This window comes from Lachnoclostridium sp. An118 (assembly GCF_002160985.1).
GTDB lineage: Bacteria > Bacillota > Clostridia > Lachnospirales > Lachnospiraceae > Claveliimonas > Claveliimonas stercoravium.
On the sequence record NZ_NFLQ01000003.1, the window covers coordinates 210,628 to 228,268 of the forward strand.

At 54.6% G+C, this 17,641-nt stretch carries 21 protein-coding genes; 4 read left to right on the forward strand and 17 right to left on the reverse strand.

The features are described from left to right. Positions 1-69 precede the first annotated feature (69 nt). Complete coding sequence (locus tag B5E62_RS04080) at positions 70-429, reverse strand: hypothetical protein (protein ID WP_162610250.1); 360 nt, start codon at positions 427-429, stop codon at positions 70-72. A 221-nt stretch (positions 430-650) separates the two neighbouring features. Between B5E62_RS04080 and B5E62_RS04085 the strand changes: the two genes are divergently transcribed. Continuing rightward, the gene (locus tag B5E62_RS04085; RefSeq protein ID WP_087173381.1) at positions 651-1,121 is read left to right on the forward strand and encodes an LURP-one-related/scramblase family protein; all 471 of its coding nucleotides are present in this window, start codon (positions 651-653) and stop codon (positions 1,119-1,121) included. On the opposite strand, the gene truA is transcribed toward B5E62_RS04085, so the two are convergent. The 5 genes from truA to B5E62_RS04110 form a co-directional block, all read right to left on the reverse strand. Next, complete coding sequence (truA, locus tag B5E62_RS04090; protein WP_087173382.1) at positions 1,118-1,906, reverse strand: tRNA pseudouridine(38-40) synthase TruA; 789 nt, start codon at positions 1,904-1,906, stop codon at positions 1,118-1,120. The genes B5E62_RS04085 and truA overlap by 4 nt on opposite strands. Before the next feature lie 58 nt (positions 1,907-1,964). Then, positions 1,965-2,789: an energy-coupling factor transporter transmembrane component T family protein gene (locus B5E62_RS04095; RefSeq protein WP_087173383.1), complete on the reverse strand. Its 825-nt coding sequence runs from the start codon at positions 2,787-2,789 to the stop codon at positions 1,965-1,967. After that, positions 2,790-3,653 (reverse strand): energy-coupling factor transporter ATPase, encoded by an 864-nt coding sequence (locus B5E62_RS04100; RefSeq protein WP_087173384.1) that lies wholly within the window; start codon positions 3,651-3,653, stop codon positions 2,790-2,792. Continuing rightward, positions 3,638-4,483, reverse strand: a complete 846-nt coding sequence (locus B5E62_RS04105; RefSeq protein WP_033127022.1) for an energy-coupling factor transporter ATPase — start codon at positions 4,481-4,483, stop codon at positions 3,638-3,640. The genes B5E62_RS04100 and B5E62_RS04105 overlap by 16 nt, the downstream gene beginning before the upstream one ends. A gap of 198 nt (positions 4,484-4,681) precedes the next feature. Continuing rightward, entirely contained in the window at positions 4,682-5,200 is a 519-nt protein-coding gene (locus B5E62_RS04110) for a peptidylprolyl isomerase (RefSeq protein ID WP_087173385.1), read from the reverse strand. Positions 5,201-5,450: 250 nt separating this feature from the next. Between B5E62_RS04110 and B5E62_RS04115 the strand changes: the two genes are divergently transcribed. Beyond that, positions 5,451-6,629 (forward strand): pyridoxal phosphate-dependent aminotransferase, encoded by a 1,179-nt coding sequence (locus tag B5E62_RS04115; protein WP_087173386.1) that lies wholly within the window; start codon positions 5,451-5,453, stop codon positions 6,627-6,629. 27 nt (positions 6,630-6,656) lie between these two features. Then, entirely contained in the window at positions 6,657-7,337 is a 681-nt protein-coding gene (locus B5E62_RS04120) for an RraA family protein (RefSeq protein WP_076779187.1), read from the forward strand. Positions 7,338-7,387: 50 nt separating this feature from the next. On the opposite strand, the gene B5E62_RS04125 is transcribed toward B5E62_RS04120, so the two are convergent. Further along, entirely contained in the window at positions 7,388-8,011 is a 624-nt protein-coding gene (locus B5E62_RS04125; protein WP_087173387.1) for a hypothetical protein, read from the reverse strand. Between the two features lie 143 nt (positions 8,012-8,154). Between B5E62_RS04125 and B5E62_RS04130 the strand changes: the two genes are divergently transcribed. Further along, positions 8,155-8,751 (forward strand): putative ABC transporter permease, encoded by a 597-nt coding sequence (locus B5E62_RS04130; protein ID WP_087173388.1) that lies wholly within the window; start codon positions 8,155-8,157, stop codon positions 8,749-8,751. On the opposite strand, the gene B5E62_RS04135 is transcribed toward B5E62_RS04130, so the two are convergent. The 10 genes from B5E62_RS04135 to fabG all read right to left on the reverse strand — a co-directional run bounded on the left by B5E62_RS04135 (position 8,738) and on the right by fabG (position 17,604). Further along, positions 8,738-9,466, reverse strand: coding sequence for an NAD-dependent protein deacylase (locus B5E62_RS04135; protein ID WP_087173389.1), 729 nt, complete (start codon positions 9,464-9,466; stop codon positions 8,738-8,740). The two genes, B5E62_RS04130 and B5E62_RS04135, sit on opposite strands and share 14 nt — an antisense overlap. 12 nt (positions 9,467-9,478) lie before the next feature. After that, positions 9,479-9,898, reverse strand: a complete 420-nt coding sequence (locus B5E62_RS04140) for a PPC domain-containing DNA-binding protein (RefSeq protein WP_033127008.1) — start codon at positions 9,896-9,898, stop codon at positions 9,479-9,481. 92 nt (positions 9,899-9,990) lie between these two features. After that, positions 9,991-10,443 carry a MarR family winged helix-turn-helix transcriptional regulator gene (locus B5E62_RS04145; protein ID WP_033127007.1) on the reverse strand — a complete coding sequence of 151 codons (453 nt, stop codon included), beginning with the start codon at positions 10,441-10,443 and terminating at the stop codon, positions 9,991-9,993. A 22-nt stretch (positions 10,444-10,465) separates the two neighbouring features. Continuing rightward, positions 10,466-11,566 carry an NAD(P)H-dependent flavin oxidoreductase gene (locus tag B5E62_RS04150; RefSeq protein ID WP_087173390.1) on the reverse strand — a complete coding sequence of 367 codons (1,101 nt, stop codon included), beginning with the start codon at positions 11,564-11,566 and terminating at the stop codon, positions 10,466-10,468. A gap of 9 nt (positions 11,567-11,575) precedes the next feature. Beyond that, on the reverse strand, positions 11,576-13,294 hold the full coding sequence (locus tag B5E62_RS04155) for an acetyl-CoA carboxylase carboxyltransferase subunit alpha (RefSeq protein ID WP_087173391.1): 1,719 nt from the start codon (positions 13,292-13,294) through the stop codon (positions 11,576-11,578). Positions 13,295-13,296: 2 nt separating this feature from the next. Beyond that, complete coding sequence (locus tag B5E62_RS04160; RefSeq protein WP_087173428.1) at positions 13,297-14,652, reverse strand: acetyl-CoA carboxylase biotin carboxylase subunit; 1,356 nt, start codon at positions 14,650-14,652, stop codon at positions 13,297-13,299. A 32-nt stretch (positions 14,653-14,684) separates the two neighbouring features. Further along, positions 14,685-15,113 (reverse strand): 3-hydroxyacyl-ACP dehydratase FabZ, encoded by a 429-nt coding sequence (gene fabZ / locus B5E62_RS04165; RefSeq protein WP_087173392.1) that lies wholly within the window; start codon positions 15,111-15,113, stop codon positions 14,685-14,687. Positions 15,114-15,138: 25 nt separating this feature from the next. Then, positions 15,139-15,609, reverse strand: coding sequence for an acetyl-CoA carboxylase biotin carboxyl carrier protein (gene accB / locus B5E62_RS04170; protein WP_087173393.1), 471 nt, complete (start codon positions 15,607-15,609; stop codon positions 15,139-15,141). A gap of 16 nt (positions 15,610-15,625) precedes the next feature. Then, positions 15,626-16,864: a beta-ketoacyl-ACP synthase II gene (gene fabF / locus B5E62_RS04175; RefSeq protein WP_033127020.1), complete on the reverse strand. Its 1,239-nt coding sequence runs from the start codon at positions 16,862-16,864 to the stop codon at positions 15,626-15,628. After that, positions 16,864-17,604, reverse strand: coding sequence for a 3-oxoacyl-[acyl-carrier-protein] reductase (fabG, locus tag B5E62_RS04180; RefSeq protein ID WP_033127002.1), 741 nt, complete (start codon positions 17,602-17,604; stop codon positions 16,864-16,866). Before fabG ends, fabF begins: the two co-directional genes overlap by 1 nt. Positions 17,605-17,641: the final 37 nt, after the last annotated feature.

The following is a 17,641-nucleotide window of genomic DNA, read 5'->3' on the forward strand; positions in this document are numbered from 1 at the left end:
GAAATTCTTCATCCTTTCACCCCTTTGTCTTTTCTTTCCCGTCCAAAATACCACAGCCTGCTCTGTCTGTCAACACCTGACCACGCTGCTGTTCCTGTACACACTGAGAAGGATGCCGGCGTACAGGCAGGTCACGCAGAGATTGGAGCCTCCCAGCGTGTAGAAGGGCATATAGGCCGCTGTCCGGTCCGCTCGGTAGCCGTCCCTCTCCCCCGGTGCACCGCTGGCCCAGCTGGCTGCGCAGACCAGCAGGAGGGCGGCTGCCACGGCTGTTCCCAGGCGCATCAGCAGGAGGCGCACCTCCCTGCCGAACCAGCCCTTTGCCGTCGCTGCAAACAGCAGGGCAAAGCCGATGAATGTAAAAACCGATGTCACAAAGCCGCTCCCACTGCCAAACAGCCACCCGGCGGCAGAAAACGCCCCGGACAAACGCCGGATGATAGTAAATAAGAATGGCTGCCGGGCAGCCTCAGAGAAATGACCTTCTCTGTGAGTGGTTTACATTATACACAGGATCATGATAACTGGCAAGCCAGGATAGTGCACAAAATATGAGCGACATCTTTGTGGGATTTTTTTCTTGTCATATACAGGACATATAAATATAATGGGAGAAAATCAGACATGACAGATGACAGGAGGGTAAATCTATGAAGCTGCTTTTTAAACAGAGGTTCTTTTCGTGGTTTGACAGCTATGACATCTATGACGAGGCAGGGAATACAGTCTATGAGGTACAGGGACAGCTTTCCTGGGGCCACTGTCTGAAGATTTTCGACGCCTCGGGCTGTGAGATAGGTACAGTAAAGGAGCAGGTGTTCTCCCTGCTGCCCAGGTTCGAGCTGTACAGGGGAGACACCTGTATCGGCTGCATCAGCAAGGAGCTCTCCTTCCTGAAGCCAAGATACAACATCGACTGCAACGGCTGGCATGTAGAAGGAGATTTTCTGGAGTGGGATTACAGTATCCTGGACGGGACAGATGCCTGCATTGCCCGGATTTCCAAACAGCTCCTCAACCTGACAGACACCTATGTGATCGATGTGGATGATCCCGGGGACGCCCTGTGTGCCCTCATGCTGACGCTTGCTATCGATGCGGAGAAATGCTCCCGAAATTAGCTCTCCTCCCCGTACCGGATCTCCATAAGAACCAGTCCCTGGGGCGGCGCCGTCACACCGGCCTCGGTGCGGACCCGCGCTTCCAGTATCTCTTTTACTTTTTCCGGCTCGTAAAAGCCCCGCCCCACCCGGATCAGGGTGCCGGCGATGATGCGGACCATGTTGTAGAGAAAGCCGTTGCCGCTGACGCGGATGACGATCTCCTTTGCCTCCGCCTCCCTGTAGGAGAAATTTCCTTCCGTGCAGGGGCGCTCCTCCACCTCCAGGCTGTCGATGCGCCGCACCGTGTCCTCTGTGTTGGTGCGGATACAGCAGAAACTGGCAAAATCGTGCTCTCCCACGAGATAAGCTGCGCCCTTCCTCATCTTCTCCACATCCAGAGGCACGTACACAAAGGTGCTGGTGTGCTTTTTCATGGGATTGGCCGTCCTGGCATTGTAAATGTGGTACTCGTATGTTTTGGTGATGTTGTCCTGGTATCTGGGATGCCAGGAGAGGGGCACCTCCTGGGACTTTACGATCACAATGTCCTCCGGCAGCTTCTGGTTCAGAGCCAGTGCCATCCGCTCCGGCGGAATGGTGCTCTCCGTGTCAAAGACCGCCACATTTCCCAGGGCATGGACACCGGAGTCGGTGCGGCTGGCGCCAATGACCCGGATGTCCTCCTTTGTGAGTGTACTGAGTTTTTTATTGAGGACCTCCTCTATCGTGATCCCGTTTGGCTGGACCTGCCAGCCACAGTAGTTTGTACCGTCGTAGGCCACTGTCAGCTTTATCCGTCTCAAGTTTCTTTTCCTCTCTAAAACATACCGGGACATTCATACATGCCCCGGAAAATCCATCCTAAAAGATCCATATGTGGAAGGGAACATACCGTCCGATGACCACCACTGCCACCACATACACGGCCATGACAATGTAAGCCATCCGGTCCCTGCTCTTGTACCGCAGAGGCTTCATTTTTGTGCGCCCTTCCCCTCCCCGGTAGCACCTGGCCTCCATGGCCATGGCAAGGTCGTTGGCCCGGCGGAAAGCAGATACAAAGAGAGGCACCAGAATGGGGATCATGCTTTTCACCCGCTGGATGATATTGCCGCTTTCCAGATCTGCTCCTCTTGCGATCTGGGCTTTCATGATCTTATCCGTCTCCTCCAGAAGGATAGGGATAAAACGGAGGGCGATGGACATCATCATGGCCACCTCATGCACCGGAACATGGATCTTATTAAGGGGATGCAGAAGGCTCTCGATGCCGTCTGTCAGCGCGTTGGGCGTCGTGGTAAAGGTCATCAGCGATGAGCCGGCGATCAGATAGATCAGACGGATCGCCATAAATACCGCGGTCCGCAGGCCCTCCTCCGTAATGGTAAAGATCCAGGCGTGGAACAGCGTCTCTCCGCCTCTTGTGAGAAAGAGGTTGAAGAGAACCGTGATCATCAGCAGCATGATAATGGGCTTCATGCCCTTCATGATATAGGAAAAAGGTACCTTTGACATGCGTATGATGGACACAAGAAAAATGGTGGCCACCAGATATCCGGGAATACTGTTGAAGAGAAACAGGGAAATCAGATAGAGCAGCGTCCCCACCAGCTTCACCCTCGGGTCCAGGCGGTGCAGGATGCTCTGGGCCGGATAATATTGTCCTATTGTAATGTCTCTTATCATCTATACACTCCCCCGCCTTTTCTTCACAGCCTCCATGATCTCGTCCGCAGCCTCCTCCACTGTGGTGGCCGTCACCCCCACGTCGAACCCGGCCTCTCTTATATCGTGCATGATGTAAGTGACCTGGGGGGCTGCAAGACCGATCTTCTCCAGCTCCTGGTAATGGGAAAATACCTGTTTCGGTGTGTCGTTGTACAGGATCCTGCCTTTGTTCATGACAATGATCCGGTCCGCGTATTTTGCAATGTCCTCCATACTGTGGGACACAAGGATCACCGTCATATCGCTCTGCCTGTGCAGGTATGCGATCTGGTCCAGTATCTCGTCCCGGCCCTTGGGATCCAGGCCGGCAGTGGGCTCGTCCAGCACAAGGACGCCGGGGCGCATGGCCAGGACGCCTGCAATGGCCGCCCGCCTCTTCTGTCCGCCGGACAGCTCAAAGGGGGAGGATTTCCAGTATTTTTCCTTCAGCCCCACAAGGCGCAGCGCCTCTGTGGCTCTCTTTTCACATTCCTCCGGAGTAAGCCCCTGGTTCTTCGGGCCAAAGCACACATCCGTCAGCACATCCACCTCGAAAAGCTGATGCTCCGGGTACTGGAAGACAAGCCCCACCTGGCTGCGGAGCTTCCGCATATCGTACCCTTCCGCGTAAATGTTTTCTCCGTTGTAAAAGACCGTGCCGCTGGTGGCCCGTATGAGACCGTTCAGATGCTGGGTCAGTGTGGATTTCCCGGACCCGGTGTGGCCGATGATGCCCACAAACTCCCCGTGAGGGATCTCAAGGCAGATGTCAGAGAGCGCCTTCTTCTCGTAGGCTGTGCCCGGGCTGTATATATAATTGACGTGTTCTAATTTAATCGACATAGCGCTTCCACCAGCTCTTCCTTTTTCAATATTCCGGCAGGGATAGCAAGTCCCCGCTTTCTCAGTTCATCTGCCAGCATGGTCACCTGGGGGACGTCCAGCCGGTAGGATTTTAACGTATCCACCTGGGAGAAGATCTCCCGGGGCGTTCCCTGCATGACAATATGGCCGTGGTCCATGACAAAGATCCGGTCCGCGTAGATCACTTCCTCCATATAGTGGGTGATGAGAATGACCGTCACATGCTTCCTGTGGCGCAGCTCACGCACCGTCCGCAGGACTTCCTTCCGTCCGTCCGGGTCCAGCATGGCGGTGGGCTCGTCCAGCACAATGCACTTTGGCTCCATGGCAATGACGCCGGCAATGGCCACCCTCTGCTTCTGCCCGCCGGACAGCTTGTTTGGCGAGTGGTGCCGGTACTCGATCATGCCCACGGACTTAAGGCTGTCCTCCACCCGCTTCCAGATCTCGTCTGTGGGGACGCCTAAGTTCTCCGGGCCAAAGCCCACGTCCTCCTCCACTACGGTGCCGATAATCTGGTTGTCCGGGTTCTGGAACACCATGCCCGCACTCTGGCGCACATTCCACAATTCCTGGGGATCTTTCGTATTCCGGCCGTCCACCCACATGGTGCCTCCTGTGGGAACGAGAATAGCGTTCATGTGTTTGGCCAGGGTAGACTTGCCGGAGCCGTTGTGGCCCAGAATGGCAATAAACTGGCCTTCCTCTATGCCAAGATCCACCTCATCGATGGCCCGGGAGGTGCCGATGACATTTCCTTCTTCATCTCTTTTTTCATATTCAAATATGAGCTTTTCTGTCTGGATCATATTATGTTTCATATCAGTTTTTCCATCTCCATGGGGAAAATCCTAATGATCTTCCCGTTAAAATAAGACACAGCGCTTACATGCTGTGTCTTATTTTAAGTGATTATGCTCTATTTTGCAAGGTCTGGGACTTTCCTTTTCATTTCCTCCTCTACCTGCCGGTCATCACATTTCTTTTAAATTCTGCCCACGTCACCTCTACGCCTTCTGCGGCTCCTGGTACTCCACTCCCATGGTATCCACAGTCACCTTTTTCATCCTCTGCACTTCCAGCGGTCTGTCGCTGTAGTCTGTAGGAGTCTGGGCAATCTTATTTACAATATCCATGCCCTCTGTGATCTTTCCGAAAGCCGCGTAAGCGCCGTCCAGATGGGGAGAGTTCTTGTGCATGATAAAGAACTGGCTTCCTGCCGAGTCCGGATGCATGGCTCTTGCCATGGACAGCACGCCCTCTGTGTGCTTCAGATCATTTGCAAAGCCGTTCTGGCTGAACTCGCCTTTGATGGTGTAGCCCGGGCCGCCCATGCCTGTTCCGTCGGGGCATCCGCCCTGGATCATAAAACCGCTGATGACCCGGTGGAAAATAAGGCCGTCGTAGAAGCCTTTGTTCACCAGCGAGATAAAGTTGTCCACTGTGTTGGGAGCGATCTCGGGATAGAGCTCCGCCTTCATGATATCTCCGTTTTCCATTTCAAATGTAACGACTGGATTTGCCATTTTTTGTCTACCTCATTTCTTCTGTTTTTTCAGAAATTGTCTTTCCTGGGTATTGTAGCACAGAGGAAAAAATACTGCAATCCGGGCAGATCCTCTCTGCTCTTCGCTTTCATTTATGTCCATTAAATATAAATTTTATTAATATTATAGATACAAATTATTAAATTGACTTTGTATTCTTCTGATGCTACGATTTTTCCATAGTAATAAATTCACAATACACTTTGCAATTTACTTTGGAGGAGATGCTATGGAGTACAAGACAGCAAAACGAATGGAAAGCCTGCCTTTTTCCGAGATCCGTGCAGTGATGGAAAAGGCCACAAAGATGCAGCAGGCGGGAGAAAACGTCATTCATCTGGAAATCGGACGTCCGGATTTTGACACGCCGGAAAAGATCAAGGAAGCCGCTTATGAGAGTCTGAAGGCGGGGCATGTATTTTACACCTCCAACTACGGAATACCGGCTCTGAGAAAAGAGATCGCCAAATGGGAAACAGAGCATCACGGTGTACAGTATGATGCCGATGAGGTTCTTGTGACAGTAGGTGTCGGCGAAGCCACCTACGCTTCCATGGCAGCCTTCCTGGAAGACGGAGACGAAGTTCTCGTGCCCAATCCGGTATGGCTGAACTACATTCACGTTCCGTCCTCTCTGGGAGCTGTCCCTGTGACATACAATCTGAAAGAGGAGAACAACTACCAGATTGACATGGAAGAGCTGGCATCCAAGATCACAGATAAGACAAAGATGATCGTCATCGTCAACCCCAGCAACCCCACAGGAGGCGTTCTCTCCAGAGAGACCCTGGAAAAGCTCAGCCAGCTTGCCATCAAGAATGACCTTCTGGTGGTGGCAGACGAGATCTACAGCCAGCTTGTCTATGACGATACAAAACATGTCAGCATTGCCTCCCTTCCCGGCATGAAGGAGAGGACCATCACACTGGGCGGCTTTTCCAAGGCTTATTCCATGACCGGCTGGCGTCTTGGATACATGTGCGCTCCCAGGGGCATTATCGCCGCCTGCGTCAGAGTACACCAGTATACCATCACCTGCGCTTCCTCCTTTGTACAGGAGGCCGCTGTGACCGCTCTTCGTGACTGCTCGGACGATGTGGAAGCTATGCGCCAGGAGTATCAGAGACGGAAGGATTACGCGGTGAAAGCCCTCAATGAGATCAACGGCATCAGCTGCAATGATCCCCAGGGCGCGTTCTACATCTTTGTAAATGTCAAGAGTCTGGGCATGTCCTCCATGGAGGTGGCCGAGTACTTCCTTGAGGAGGCAAAGGTAGCCATGGTTCCCGGCTCCGCTTTCGGATCCGAAGGCGAAGGATATCTGAGACTGTCCTACGCCTGCAGCTACGAGGATCTCCAGGAAGCTATCCGCAGGATAAAGGACGCGGTAGAGAAACTGAAAAAATAAAGCTACAAAAAGAAAGAGGTTAGAGAAATGGCAGTAGGATGCAGAATTAAAAGAAACTTTGAGAGACCGGACAAGGAACTGGTGGAAGCTTTCCGCGGAATTCCGGTAGCCAACATTGATGACCAGTGCGGCAGGATCGCTGCGGTAGACGCCAGCATTTATCCCTTAAATCCCAAGGCCCGCCTTCTGGGAACCGCCTTTACTGTAAATGCACCGGCAGGAGACAATCTTCTGTTCCACAAGGCGCTGGATATGGCTCAGCCGGGGGATGTCATCGTCCTGGCAAACAAGGGCAGCATGAGCCGCTCCTTATGCGGGGAGATCATGAGCAGCTACGCAAAATCCAGAGGTCTGGCAGGCATTATCATCGACGGATGCGTGCGTGACAGCTACGCTCTCAGCCAGATGGATTTCCCGGTATACGCAAAAGGCGTGACTCCCAACGGACCCTACAAGAACGGACCGGGGGAAATGAACTTCCCCGTATCCTTTGCAGGCATCATCATCAATCCAGGGGATATCATCGTGGGAGACTCTGACGGACTGATCGCCATCAGACCCGAGTTCGCCAAAGAGCTGGCCGAGAAGGCAAGAGCCTACCACGCAGGTGAGGAAAAACAGCTGGAAGGCATCCACACCCGCGGCGAGTGGCCCCGTCCATGGGTAGATGAGACCCTGGAAAAGGTTGGATTTGAATTTGTAGACTAAGCTGTCGATCAGATACAGGGCAAAATAAAAAAGGACCGTCCGGTCCTTTTTTATTTCCCATCTTCCAGGACGTAGAGAACCATCCCGCCCTTTTTCTCATACCCGGTATCCCACATTTCCTCAAAATCCAGCCTGGTGGCAGCTCCGTAGGTGGCCGCCGTCACATAGAACCGGCCCTCCCTCTCCTGGTAGCCGGTGAGAAGAAACCAGTGCCAGGTAAAATCTCCGAACTGCTTTTTATCCTTGTGGTAGAGCAGAAGATACGGCACGGGGAGCCCCTTGTCAATCTGCCTTCTGACCGCCGCTTTGGCCTCCTCCACATCCGTCTCCCCGTGAAGGGGCTCCATGTGAAGGCTTCTGCCGTCCTCATTTCCCAGATCCGCAAGATAGCGGGCATACCCTTCTATATAAGTTTCCAGCCTGTCGATGCCTCCTGCCCTGGGCTTCAGATAGGGCTTCATCTTCATGCTGAACTCCTTGTAAGCCTGTTTTGTGAGACAACCCGCGTCACCGGGATACAGCCCCTTCATTCCCTTTCGCAGAGCCAGATAGATGCAGGTGTCACAGGCTGTGGCCGCCCCGCAGCCGCCCACGTGCATGACGATATTGGTAAACCAGTCCTGGCTTCCGCCGTAGGCGCCTTCAATCTCAAAATAATCCAGATGTCTTTCCATAGATGTATCTTCCCTTCATTTTTTCTGTCATAATCTTTTGAAATTCTTCATAATTTCCTGCCATTTATCTTTATATCTTTTCATTATACTGGATACAACAAAAGAAAACTTACTCTATATATACTTTACAGGAGGGGATTTTTATGAGAGCTGCCGTTACTTACGTAGAAAATATACTGGTCACACACAGGCCCGCGCTGTCCTGCCGGCAGGACTACTCTGTGTCCTCCCTTGTCCTTATGTTCTTTACCTTTTCCGGCATTGGCTGGCTCTGGGAGGTGGGCCTTCACCTGGTGGTGGACGGCATGTTCTTCAACCGGGGCTTCATGGCCGGCCCCTGGCTTCCCATCTACGGGACAGGGGGCGTGCTGATCCTGGTGCTTCTGAAAAAATGGCGCAGCCGCCCGCTCCTGTCTTTTGGCCTCATTGTGCTTCTGTGCGGCACGGTGGAGTATTTCGCCGGGCTCTTCCTGGAGACCATGTTCGGTGTCCGCTGGTGGAACTACAGCGACATGCTCTTCCAGATCCAGGGCAGAGTCTGCCTGGAAGGACTGCTGCTTTTCGGCACAGGCGGCCTCTTTATCATCTACATCGCTGCCCCTGCGCTGGATGGGCAGTTCAGCCGCCTGTCCGTCTACCGAAAAAGGCTGCTGTGTGTGATCCTGTGCGCTCTCTTTGCCGCAGACCTGGTGCGCTCCTTCCTCTCCCCCAACATGGGACCGGGGATCACTTCGCTTTGATCTGTCCCAGGATCTCCCCGATGGGCGCCGATATGGAAAGCTGCGCTCCCACTTCCCTGGCTGTGGCGCTTTTATTGATGACCACCAGATGCTTCCCGCGGAAATAATCAATAAACCCGGCCGCCGGATACACCACAAGGGAGGTGCCCCCGATGATGAGCGTATCTGCCTCCGCAATGGCACGGATGCTCTTTTCTATTGTCATGGAGTCCAGGCTCTCCTCATAGAGGACCACGTCCGGCTTGATGATGCCGCCGCACTCGCACCTGGGAATGCCCGGGGACGCCTTTACATAGGCCGCATCGTAGAACCGGCCGCACTTCTGGCAGTAGTTCCTGTGGATGCTGCCGTGAAGCTCATACACCTTCTTACTTCCCGCCTTCTGATGCAGTCCGTCGATATTCTGGGTGATGACCGCTGTGAGGCGCCCTGCCTCCTCCAGCTGGGCCAGCTTCCTGTGAGCCGCATTTGGCTCCGCCTCCAGACACATCATCTTTTCTTTATAGAATTCATAGAAAACATCCGGGTGGGCTTTAAAGAAGCTGTGGCTCACCACCTGCTCCGGCGCGTATTTGTAGTGCTGATGGTAAATGCCGTCCGCGCTCCGGAAGTCCGGTATCCCGCTCTCCGTGGAGACGCCGGCCCCTCCGAAAAAGACGATCCGCCGGCTGTCGTCTATGATCTCCTGCAGTTTTCTTACTTCCTCCTGGTACATACTGTCACCTTCTTAAAACTGAAATAAATTTAATCCGATCTCCTCGCTGTAGCGCCGGTCCACCACGCCCGGTATCACCGTGATGACCATCTCGCAGGTGGCGCTGACCACCGCCCGATTCAGATGTCCCCCAAAGACTTCCCCTTTTTCATTTCCGGCGCTTATATGCAGATGCGCGTAAAATTCCCCGTCCATGGTGCTGATGGTGCCTGTCAGTGACACGATCTCAAAGCTGCCCTCAAATTCATTGGCCAGGTATTTCTTTTCCTCCGTCTTAAAAACACCTGCTGTAAACTGGCTGATAGCCCCGAGCGCCTGGATGGAGGCCAGCTTTATCTCCTCTTTCAGAGCAATCTCTTTTACCTGGTCCAGGATTTCCTCTCCCTTGTCAATTCTTGCAACAATCGTATTGTCAAATCTCCTGTATTCCACAGTGAGCCCTCCTTTCACTTTCACTACATCCATTGTATCATGCAAAAAGGAGAAAGAGTACCCCTCGATACTCTTTCTCCCGCTGTGTTCCTCTATCTTACTTTCTGACTGTACCCTTTAAAAAATTCGGACAGTCCTTCCAGTGTCTTTACAAGAACAGGGATCTCATCCTCCGTCAGTTTGTCCAGGATCGCCTGGGTCATCTGCCGGTGATAGTCCTCGTGGTGATGGAAGGCTTTGATCCCCTTCTCTGTCAGTCTGACGTAGACCACCCGCCGGTCCTTCTCGCTGCGGCGGCGCTCCACGTAGGCTTTGTTCACAAGGCTGTTCATGGCTGTCGTAAGAGAGCCCACGGTGATATTCAGTTTTCTGGCGATGGAGGACATATTGTTCCCCTCGCCCAGGCCGATGGCCTCAATGACGTGCATATCATTGTTTGTCAGATCTTTAAATTCCTCTGTGATGATGGCCTTCTCCTCCAGTTCCCATATCTCGTGGAACAGATTGACAAGAATATCGTTGATGGCCCTGTATGCATCCTCCATGAACATTTTCCTTTCTATGATCTTACAGAAGTGACTCTATGACTTCCCTCACTGTCTCTATCCTGTCTGTCTTCCAGGCGTTTGCGCCGCAGAAGAGAAGGGCGTCCTCCACCTCTCCTTTGGCAGCACAGATAAGGGCGTCTGTGATGCAGTAGGGGATTTTTGCCGGATTGCAGGTGTGAAGACATTTGTGACAGGGGCTGTGAGGGATCTGCTCCCCTCCCATGACCCGCTCCATAAAACGGTTCCGGATGGCCCGCCCCGGCATGCCCACCGGGCTCTTCACGATCACGATGTCCTCTTTGCCGGCACGGATGTATGCCTCCTTGTACCGGATGTCTGCGTCGCATTCCTCTGTGGTGACAAAACGGCTGGCCACCTGGATGGCGTCCGCCCCCAGCTGGAAAGCTTTCTGTGCCTTCTCCCGGTTGTCGATGCCCCCTGCAAGAGCCACCGGGATCTTCCGCCCGTATTTCTCCTCAAAGGAGCGGACCGTCTGAAGGATGGCCCTTATCTCCTCCTCGTAAGCGTGAGAAATATCCGCCTGCCCAGGCGCCGCAAACTGTTCCAACTGTTCCCCGGTGAAGCCCAGGTGTCCCCCTGCAAGGGGGCCTTCCACAACGAGAAGGTCCGGCAGCCTCCTGTACTTTCTATCCCAGTACCGGAGGACCACACGGGCCGCTTTCTCTGTGGAGACAATGGGCGCCAGCGCAGGCTCTGTCTCCCTTCCAGCTTCCCGGGCCGCCTCCGACACATCCCTGGGCAGATCCATGGGAAGTCCGGCACCGGAAATGATGATGTCCGCTCCCGCCTTCACGGCAGCCCTCACGTACTCCTCATAGCACCTGCTGGCCACCATGATGTTAAAGCCGATGACCCCCTCCGGAGAGAGGGACCTTGCCTTGTCAAATTCCTTCTTCACAGCGCGCAGGTTTGCTCCCAGGGAGTCGCGGTCAAAGTCCGGCTCCCGGAATCCTATCTGGGCGGTGGAGATAATGCCCACGCCTCCCTCGCCGGCCACGGCTCCTGCCAGGCGGCCCAGACTGATGCCCACACCCATGCCGCCCTGGATCAGAGGAAGCCTGGCCTCCCTGGTTCCCAGTTTCAAAGGTTTTATTTCCATATAAATCTCCTACATCCGTCGGAAGCGCTCATACCGCCTCTGGGTCAGCTCCTCCACCGGCACATTTTCATATTTCTCCAGGAATTCCTCTATGCCCTCTGAAATCCTGCCTGTCACCTCCTCCAGGTTCAGGACCGTATAGTGGGAGGGCTCGGAGAATACCTTCTCCACGACACCTGCCTTGTACAGGTCGCGGGCCGTCAGCTTCATGACACCCGCCGCCTCCTTCGCCTTTGTGCTGTCCTTCCAGAGGATGCTGGCAAAGCCCTCCGGGGACAGGATGGAGTAAATGGAATTCTCCAGCATCCACACCTCATCCGCCGTAGCCATGGCAAGGGCACCGCCGCTGCCTCCCTCTCCGATGATGATGGAGAGCACCGGCACCTTCAGGCCGGACATCTCATAAATATTTTTGGCAATGGCCTCTCCCTGCCCTCTCTCCTCGGCTTCCAGGCCGCAGAAGGCTCCCGGTGTGTCCACAAAGCAGATGACCGGGCGGCCGAACTTCTCCGCCTGCTTCATGAGGCGGAGGGCCTTGCGATACCCGTCCGGAGACGGCATTCCGAAGTTGCGCTCGATATTTTCCTTCGTAGTGGTCCCCTTGGCCTGGGCAATGACAGTCACCGGCTGGCCGTGAAATCTGGCGATGCCGCCGATGATGGCTTTGTCGTCCGCAAAATACCGGTCGCCGTGGAACTCCATAAAATCTGTAAAGAGCGACTGGATGTAGTCAGATCCTACCGGCCGGTCCTTCATGCGGGAAATCTGGACTCTCTCCCAGGCGGATAGCCCGCCCTCTTTGTCGGGAGCAGGTGTCTCCATCCTCTTCTCCGGACAGGGAGCGGTCTGCTCCCTGCGGGGCCTGTCTGCCTTCTGGTGCATCTGCAGGATCTCGGAGAGGACCGTCTTCTGCTCCTCCCTCGCCACGATGCGGTCGATGAAGCCGTGCTCCAGCAGGAACTCGGACCTCTGGAAGCCCTTGGGCAGTTTCTGTCCGATGGTCTGCTCAATGACCCTGGGACCTGCAAAGCCGATGAGGGCCTTGGGCTCTGCCAAAATGACATCTCCCAGCATGGCAAAGCTGGCCGTAACCCCTCCGGTAGTAGGGTCCGTCAGGACGGAGATATAGAGAAGCCCCGCATCACTATGGCGCTTCAGGGCCGCAGCTGTCTTGGCCATCTGCATGAGGGAGATAATGCCCTCCTGCATCCTGGCGCCCCCGGAGCAGGCAAAGAGGATGACCGGAAGCCTTTCCTTTGTGGCCCGCTCCACAGCCCGGGCTATCTTCTCTCCCACGGCCTCCCCCATGCTGGACATGAGGAACCGGCCGTCACAGACGCCTATCACTGTCTCCAGACCGTTGATCTCCGCCTTTCCTGTCACAACCGCCTCGGTAAGCTTTGTCTTCTCCTGCACGGCTGCCAGCTTCTCCGGATAGCCTTTATAGTCCATGGGATTTCCGCCCACAAGCTCCTTGTCCCACTCCTCAAATGTACCGTCGTCGGTGATCATCTCAATGCGTCTGTAGGCGTGGACACGGAAATAGCCGCCGCACTTCGGGCAGATATAGTAGCCTCTCTTTACGTCCTCGGCAATGATGGCGCTGCCGCATTTGTTGCACTTGCGCAGCAGGCCCTCCGGCACCTCCGGCCGCCTCTCCCGCAGGGAGATGTATCCCTTTCTCCCCGAGACAGCTCTTGTCTTTTTAAACATATTTTCTAACTTCATTTTTACGCTTCTTTCCGGGCTCTTTCAAGCTCTTCGATGAATTCGATGTCTATGTTTCCGGCAATGTAGTCCGGGTTTTCCAGTATCCCGTACTGGTAGTCCACGTTGGTGTCAATGCCCTCAATGATGACTTCTCCCAGGGCGCTTCTCATCTTGCGGATGGCCTCGTCCCTGTTCTTCGCCCAGACGATCAGCTTGGCGATCATGGAGTCATAGTAGGGCGGTATAGTGTAACCGCTGTAGATGGCGGAGTCGATCCGGATGCCCTTGCCTCCCGGCAGATACATGTCGGTGATGGTTCCCGGTGAAGGCCGGAAGCCTTTTTCCGGGTTCTCCGCATTGATCCTGCACTCGATGGCATGACCGGTAAGATGTACATCCTCCTGCCGGTAGGAGAGCTCCCTGCCGGAGGCGATGCGGATCTGCTCCTTGATAAGGTCGATGCCTGTCACCCACTCGGTCACCGGGTGCTCCACCTGGATACGGGTGTTCATCTCCATAAAGTAGAAGTTCCCGTTCTTCTCCAGGAGGAACTCAATGGTTCCCGCATTCACATACCCGGCTGCTTTTGCCGCCTTCACGGCAGCCTCCCCCATTTTCCGGCGGAGCTCCTCTGAAATAGCCACGGAAGGGGACTCCTCGATCATCTTCTGGTGGTTTCTCTGGATGGAACAGTCCCTCTCTCCTAAATGGATCACATGGCCATGGCTGTCCGCCAGGATCTGGAACTCAATATGGCGGGGATGCTGTACAAAGTGCTCGATGTACATGGTATTGTCGCCGAACGCCATCTGCGTCTCTTTCTGGGCTGTCTGGAAGCTGCTCTCAAACTCCTCCGGCGTCTGCGCCACGCGCATGCCCTTTCCGCCGCCTCCAAGAGCTGCCTTCACGATCACCGGGTAGCCGATCTCCTCCGCGATCTTCGCTCCCTCTTTTGCGTCGTACACAGGCTCTTTGCTGCCCGGGATCACCGGTACTCCGGCAGCCACCATGGTGTTCCTGGCCTCCTGCTTGTTTCCCAGCCGGGCAATGACGTCCGATCCGGGGCCGATAAAGGTGATGTTGCACTGCTCGCACAGCTCCGCAAACCGGCTGTTCTCAGAGAGAAAGCCAAATCCCGGATGGATGGCATCGGCGCCGGAAATGATGGTGGCGCTGATGATCCGGTCCATGCTCAGATAGCTCTCCGTGGAGGGCGCCGGGCCAATGCAGATGGCCTCGTCCGCAAGCTGTGTGTGGAGGGCCTCCCTGTCTGCCTCCGAGTAGACGGCCACGGTCTCAATCCCCATCTCCCGGCAGGCCCGGATAATGCGGACCGCGATCTCGCCCCGGTTGGCGATCAGTACTTTTTTGATCATCTGGCTCATTTCTCTTTCATCCTCCCGTCAGTCTATCCTACCATAAAGGTCAGTTCCGCGCTGACTACCACCTTGCCGTCCACGCTGGCAGTGGCCTCTCCGATCCCCATAGGCCCTTTGGCCTTGATGATCCTTGTCTCCAGCTTTACTTTATCTCCCGGCACGATCTTGCCTTTGAACTTGCATTTATTGATGCCGCCGAAGTAGGCGATCTTTCCTTTGTTCTCCTCTTTGCTCAGGATGGCCACAGCCCCTACCTGGGCCAGCGCCTCCACCGTCAGCACACCGGGCATTACCGGCTCCTGGGGAAAATGTCCCTTGAAGAAATCTTCTCTGTATGTGACGCATTTATAACCTACCGCAAACTGTCCCGGCTCATAGTCCTCGATGTAGTCCACAAGGAGGAAGGGATGGCGGTGGGGAATGATCTCCTTGATCTGGTTGATATCCAAATGGTTCATGCTCTTTGTCTCCTTCCTGTATTTCCTATGAAAGGCGGAACAGAGGCTGTCCGTACTCCACGGCCTGACCGTTTTCCACGTAGATCTCCTCCACTGTCCCGTCAAAGTCGCTCTCAATCTCGTTCATCAGCTTCATGGCTTCCACGATGGCCATGACCTGTCCTTTCTTTACTGTCGTTCCGACAGACACATAGGGATCCGCATCCTCTGCCGGAGCTGCGTAGAATGTTCCCACCAGGGGGCTCTTCACGATCTTGCCGGAGGGCTCTGCAGATGTCTTCTCTTCTGCTGCCTTGTCAGCCTGTGCAGCCGCTGCGGGAGCTGCTGCCTGCACGGTCGGAACCGCCACAGTACTCTCAGCCGCCTGCAGAGCTGTGACGATGGTCTCTTTTTCTTTTGTCAGATGGAGCTTTACGCCCTTTTCTTCGTATTTCAGTCCGGTCAGCTCTGAGTCGGAGACTGCCTGGATGAGTTTTAACAGGTTCTCAAATTCCATGATCTCGCACCTCTTTTTATTCTTCGTATTTCTTGATCAGCACGGTTGCGTTGTGTCCGCCAAAGCCAAGAGAGTTGGTCATGGCGTAGTGGATCTCCTTCTCCACCGGAGCGCCTACCGCATAGTTAAGGTCACAGTCCTCGTCTGTCTCCACGGTTCCCATGGTCTGGTGGATAAACCCTTCCTCCACGGATTTCACAAGAGTGATGAACTCCACGCCGCCGGCTGCACCTAAGAGATGGCCGATCATGGATTTTGTGGAGTTGATGACTACGTCTTTTGCCGCGTCGCCGAAAGCCTTCTTGATGGCTCTTGTCTCGAAGAGGTCATTGTGGTGTGTACTTGTGCCGTGGGCATTGATGTACTCTACCTGGGAAGGTGAAACTTCCGCCTCCTCCATGGCAAGCTCCATGGCCTTGGCAGCACCTGCGCCGTCCTCTGCCGGTGAAGTGATGTGGTAAGCGTCTCCTGTGGCGCCGTATCCCACGACCTCCGCATAGATCTTCGCTCCTCTTGCCTTTGCGTGTTCCAGTTCCTCCAGAACAACCACGCCTGCTCCTTCACCCATGACGAAGCCGTCTCTGTCTTTGTCAAAGGGGCGGGATGCCGTGGCCGGATCCGGGTTGGTGGAAAGGGCGGTGAGGGCGGTAAATCCTGCCACTCCTGTGGGGCAGATAGCGCTCTCTGTTCCCCCTGCAAGCATAATGTCCGCGTCACCATACTGGATAGCCCGGAAGGCGTCTCCGATACAGTGGGTTCCTGTGGCACAGGCTGTCACCACATTGGAGCATTTTCCCCGCAGGCCAAGCTGGATGGAAACATTTCCTGCCGCCATGTTGCAGATCATAAGGGGCACCATCAGCGGGTTTACCTTGTTAGGGCCTTTTGTCTTGATCTTCTCGTAGCTGGACTCCACCTGCTGCAGGCTTCCGATACCGGAGCCGATGATGACGCCGGCCCGGAAGGAGTCCTCTTTCTCCATGTCAATACCTGCGTCGTCGAAAGCTTCCTTTGCAGCCGCCACAGCGTACTGTGAGAAAGCCTCCATCCTTCTTGCAGCCTTGAAATCCATCCGGTCCTTTGCCACAAAATCTTTGACTTCTGCCGCCAGTTTTACTTTATATTCAGTGGTATCAAACTTCGTGATAGGCGCGATGCCCACCTTTCCTTCCTTTACTCCCGCCCAGAACTCGGGAACTGTATTTCCCAGGGGGGTGATGGCCCCAAGCCCTGTCACAACTACTCTTCTCTTCATCATATCGCCATTCCTCCGTCTACCTGGATCACCTGTCCTGTAATATAGCCTGCATCGTCAGAAGCCAGGAAGGCCGCTGTCTTTGCGATATCCTCCGGCTTTCCAAATCTTCCAAGAGGGATCTGGGCCACAGACGCCTCTTTCACTGCGTCAGAGAGGACCTCCGTCATCTCTGTCTCGATAAATCCGGGAGCGATGGCGTTCACCGTGATGCCCCTGGAAGCCAGCTCTCTTGCCACAGCCTTTGTAAGGCCGATGACGCCCGCCTTGGAGGAGGCGTAATTGGCCTGTCCCGCATTGCCTGCAATGCCCACAACAGAGGACATATTGATGATACGGCCGCTTCTCTGCTTCAGCATCTGTCTGGACGCGAAGCGGATAGTGTTGAAGGTACCCTTAAGGTTGGTCTCGATGACGCTGTCAAAATCCGCCTCGGACATCTTCATCAGAAGTCCGTCTCTTGTGATGCCTGCATTGTTGACAAGAATATCCAGTCTTCCGTATGTTTTGATAACATCCTGGATAAAAGCCTGGCATTTCTCAAAATCAGATACATTGCACTGATAGACTTCCGCTTTTCCTCCGGCTGCCTCGATCTCTTTTTTCACTTCCTCCGCCCGGTCCTTTGAACCGTTGTAGTTGACTACCACGAAGGCTCCCTGGGAAGCCAGTTCCAGGGCGATGGCCCTTCCGATCCCGCGGGAAGCTCCTGTTACTACTGCAATCTTTCCATCTAACATTTTCTCGTACAGGACGGTTGACCGCCCCTGCCTCCTT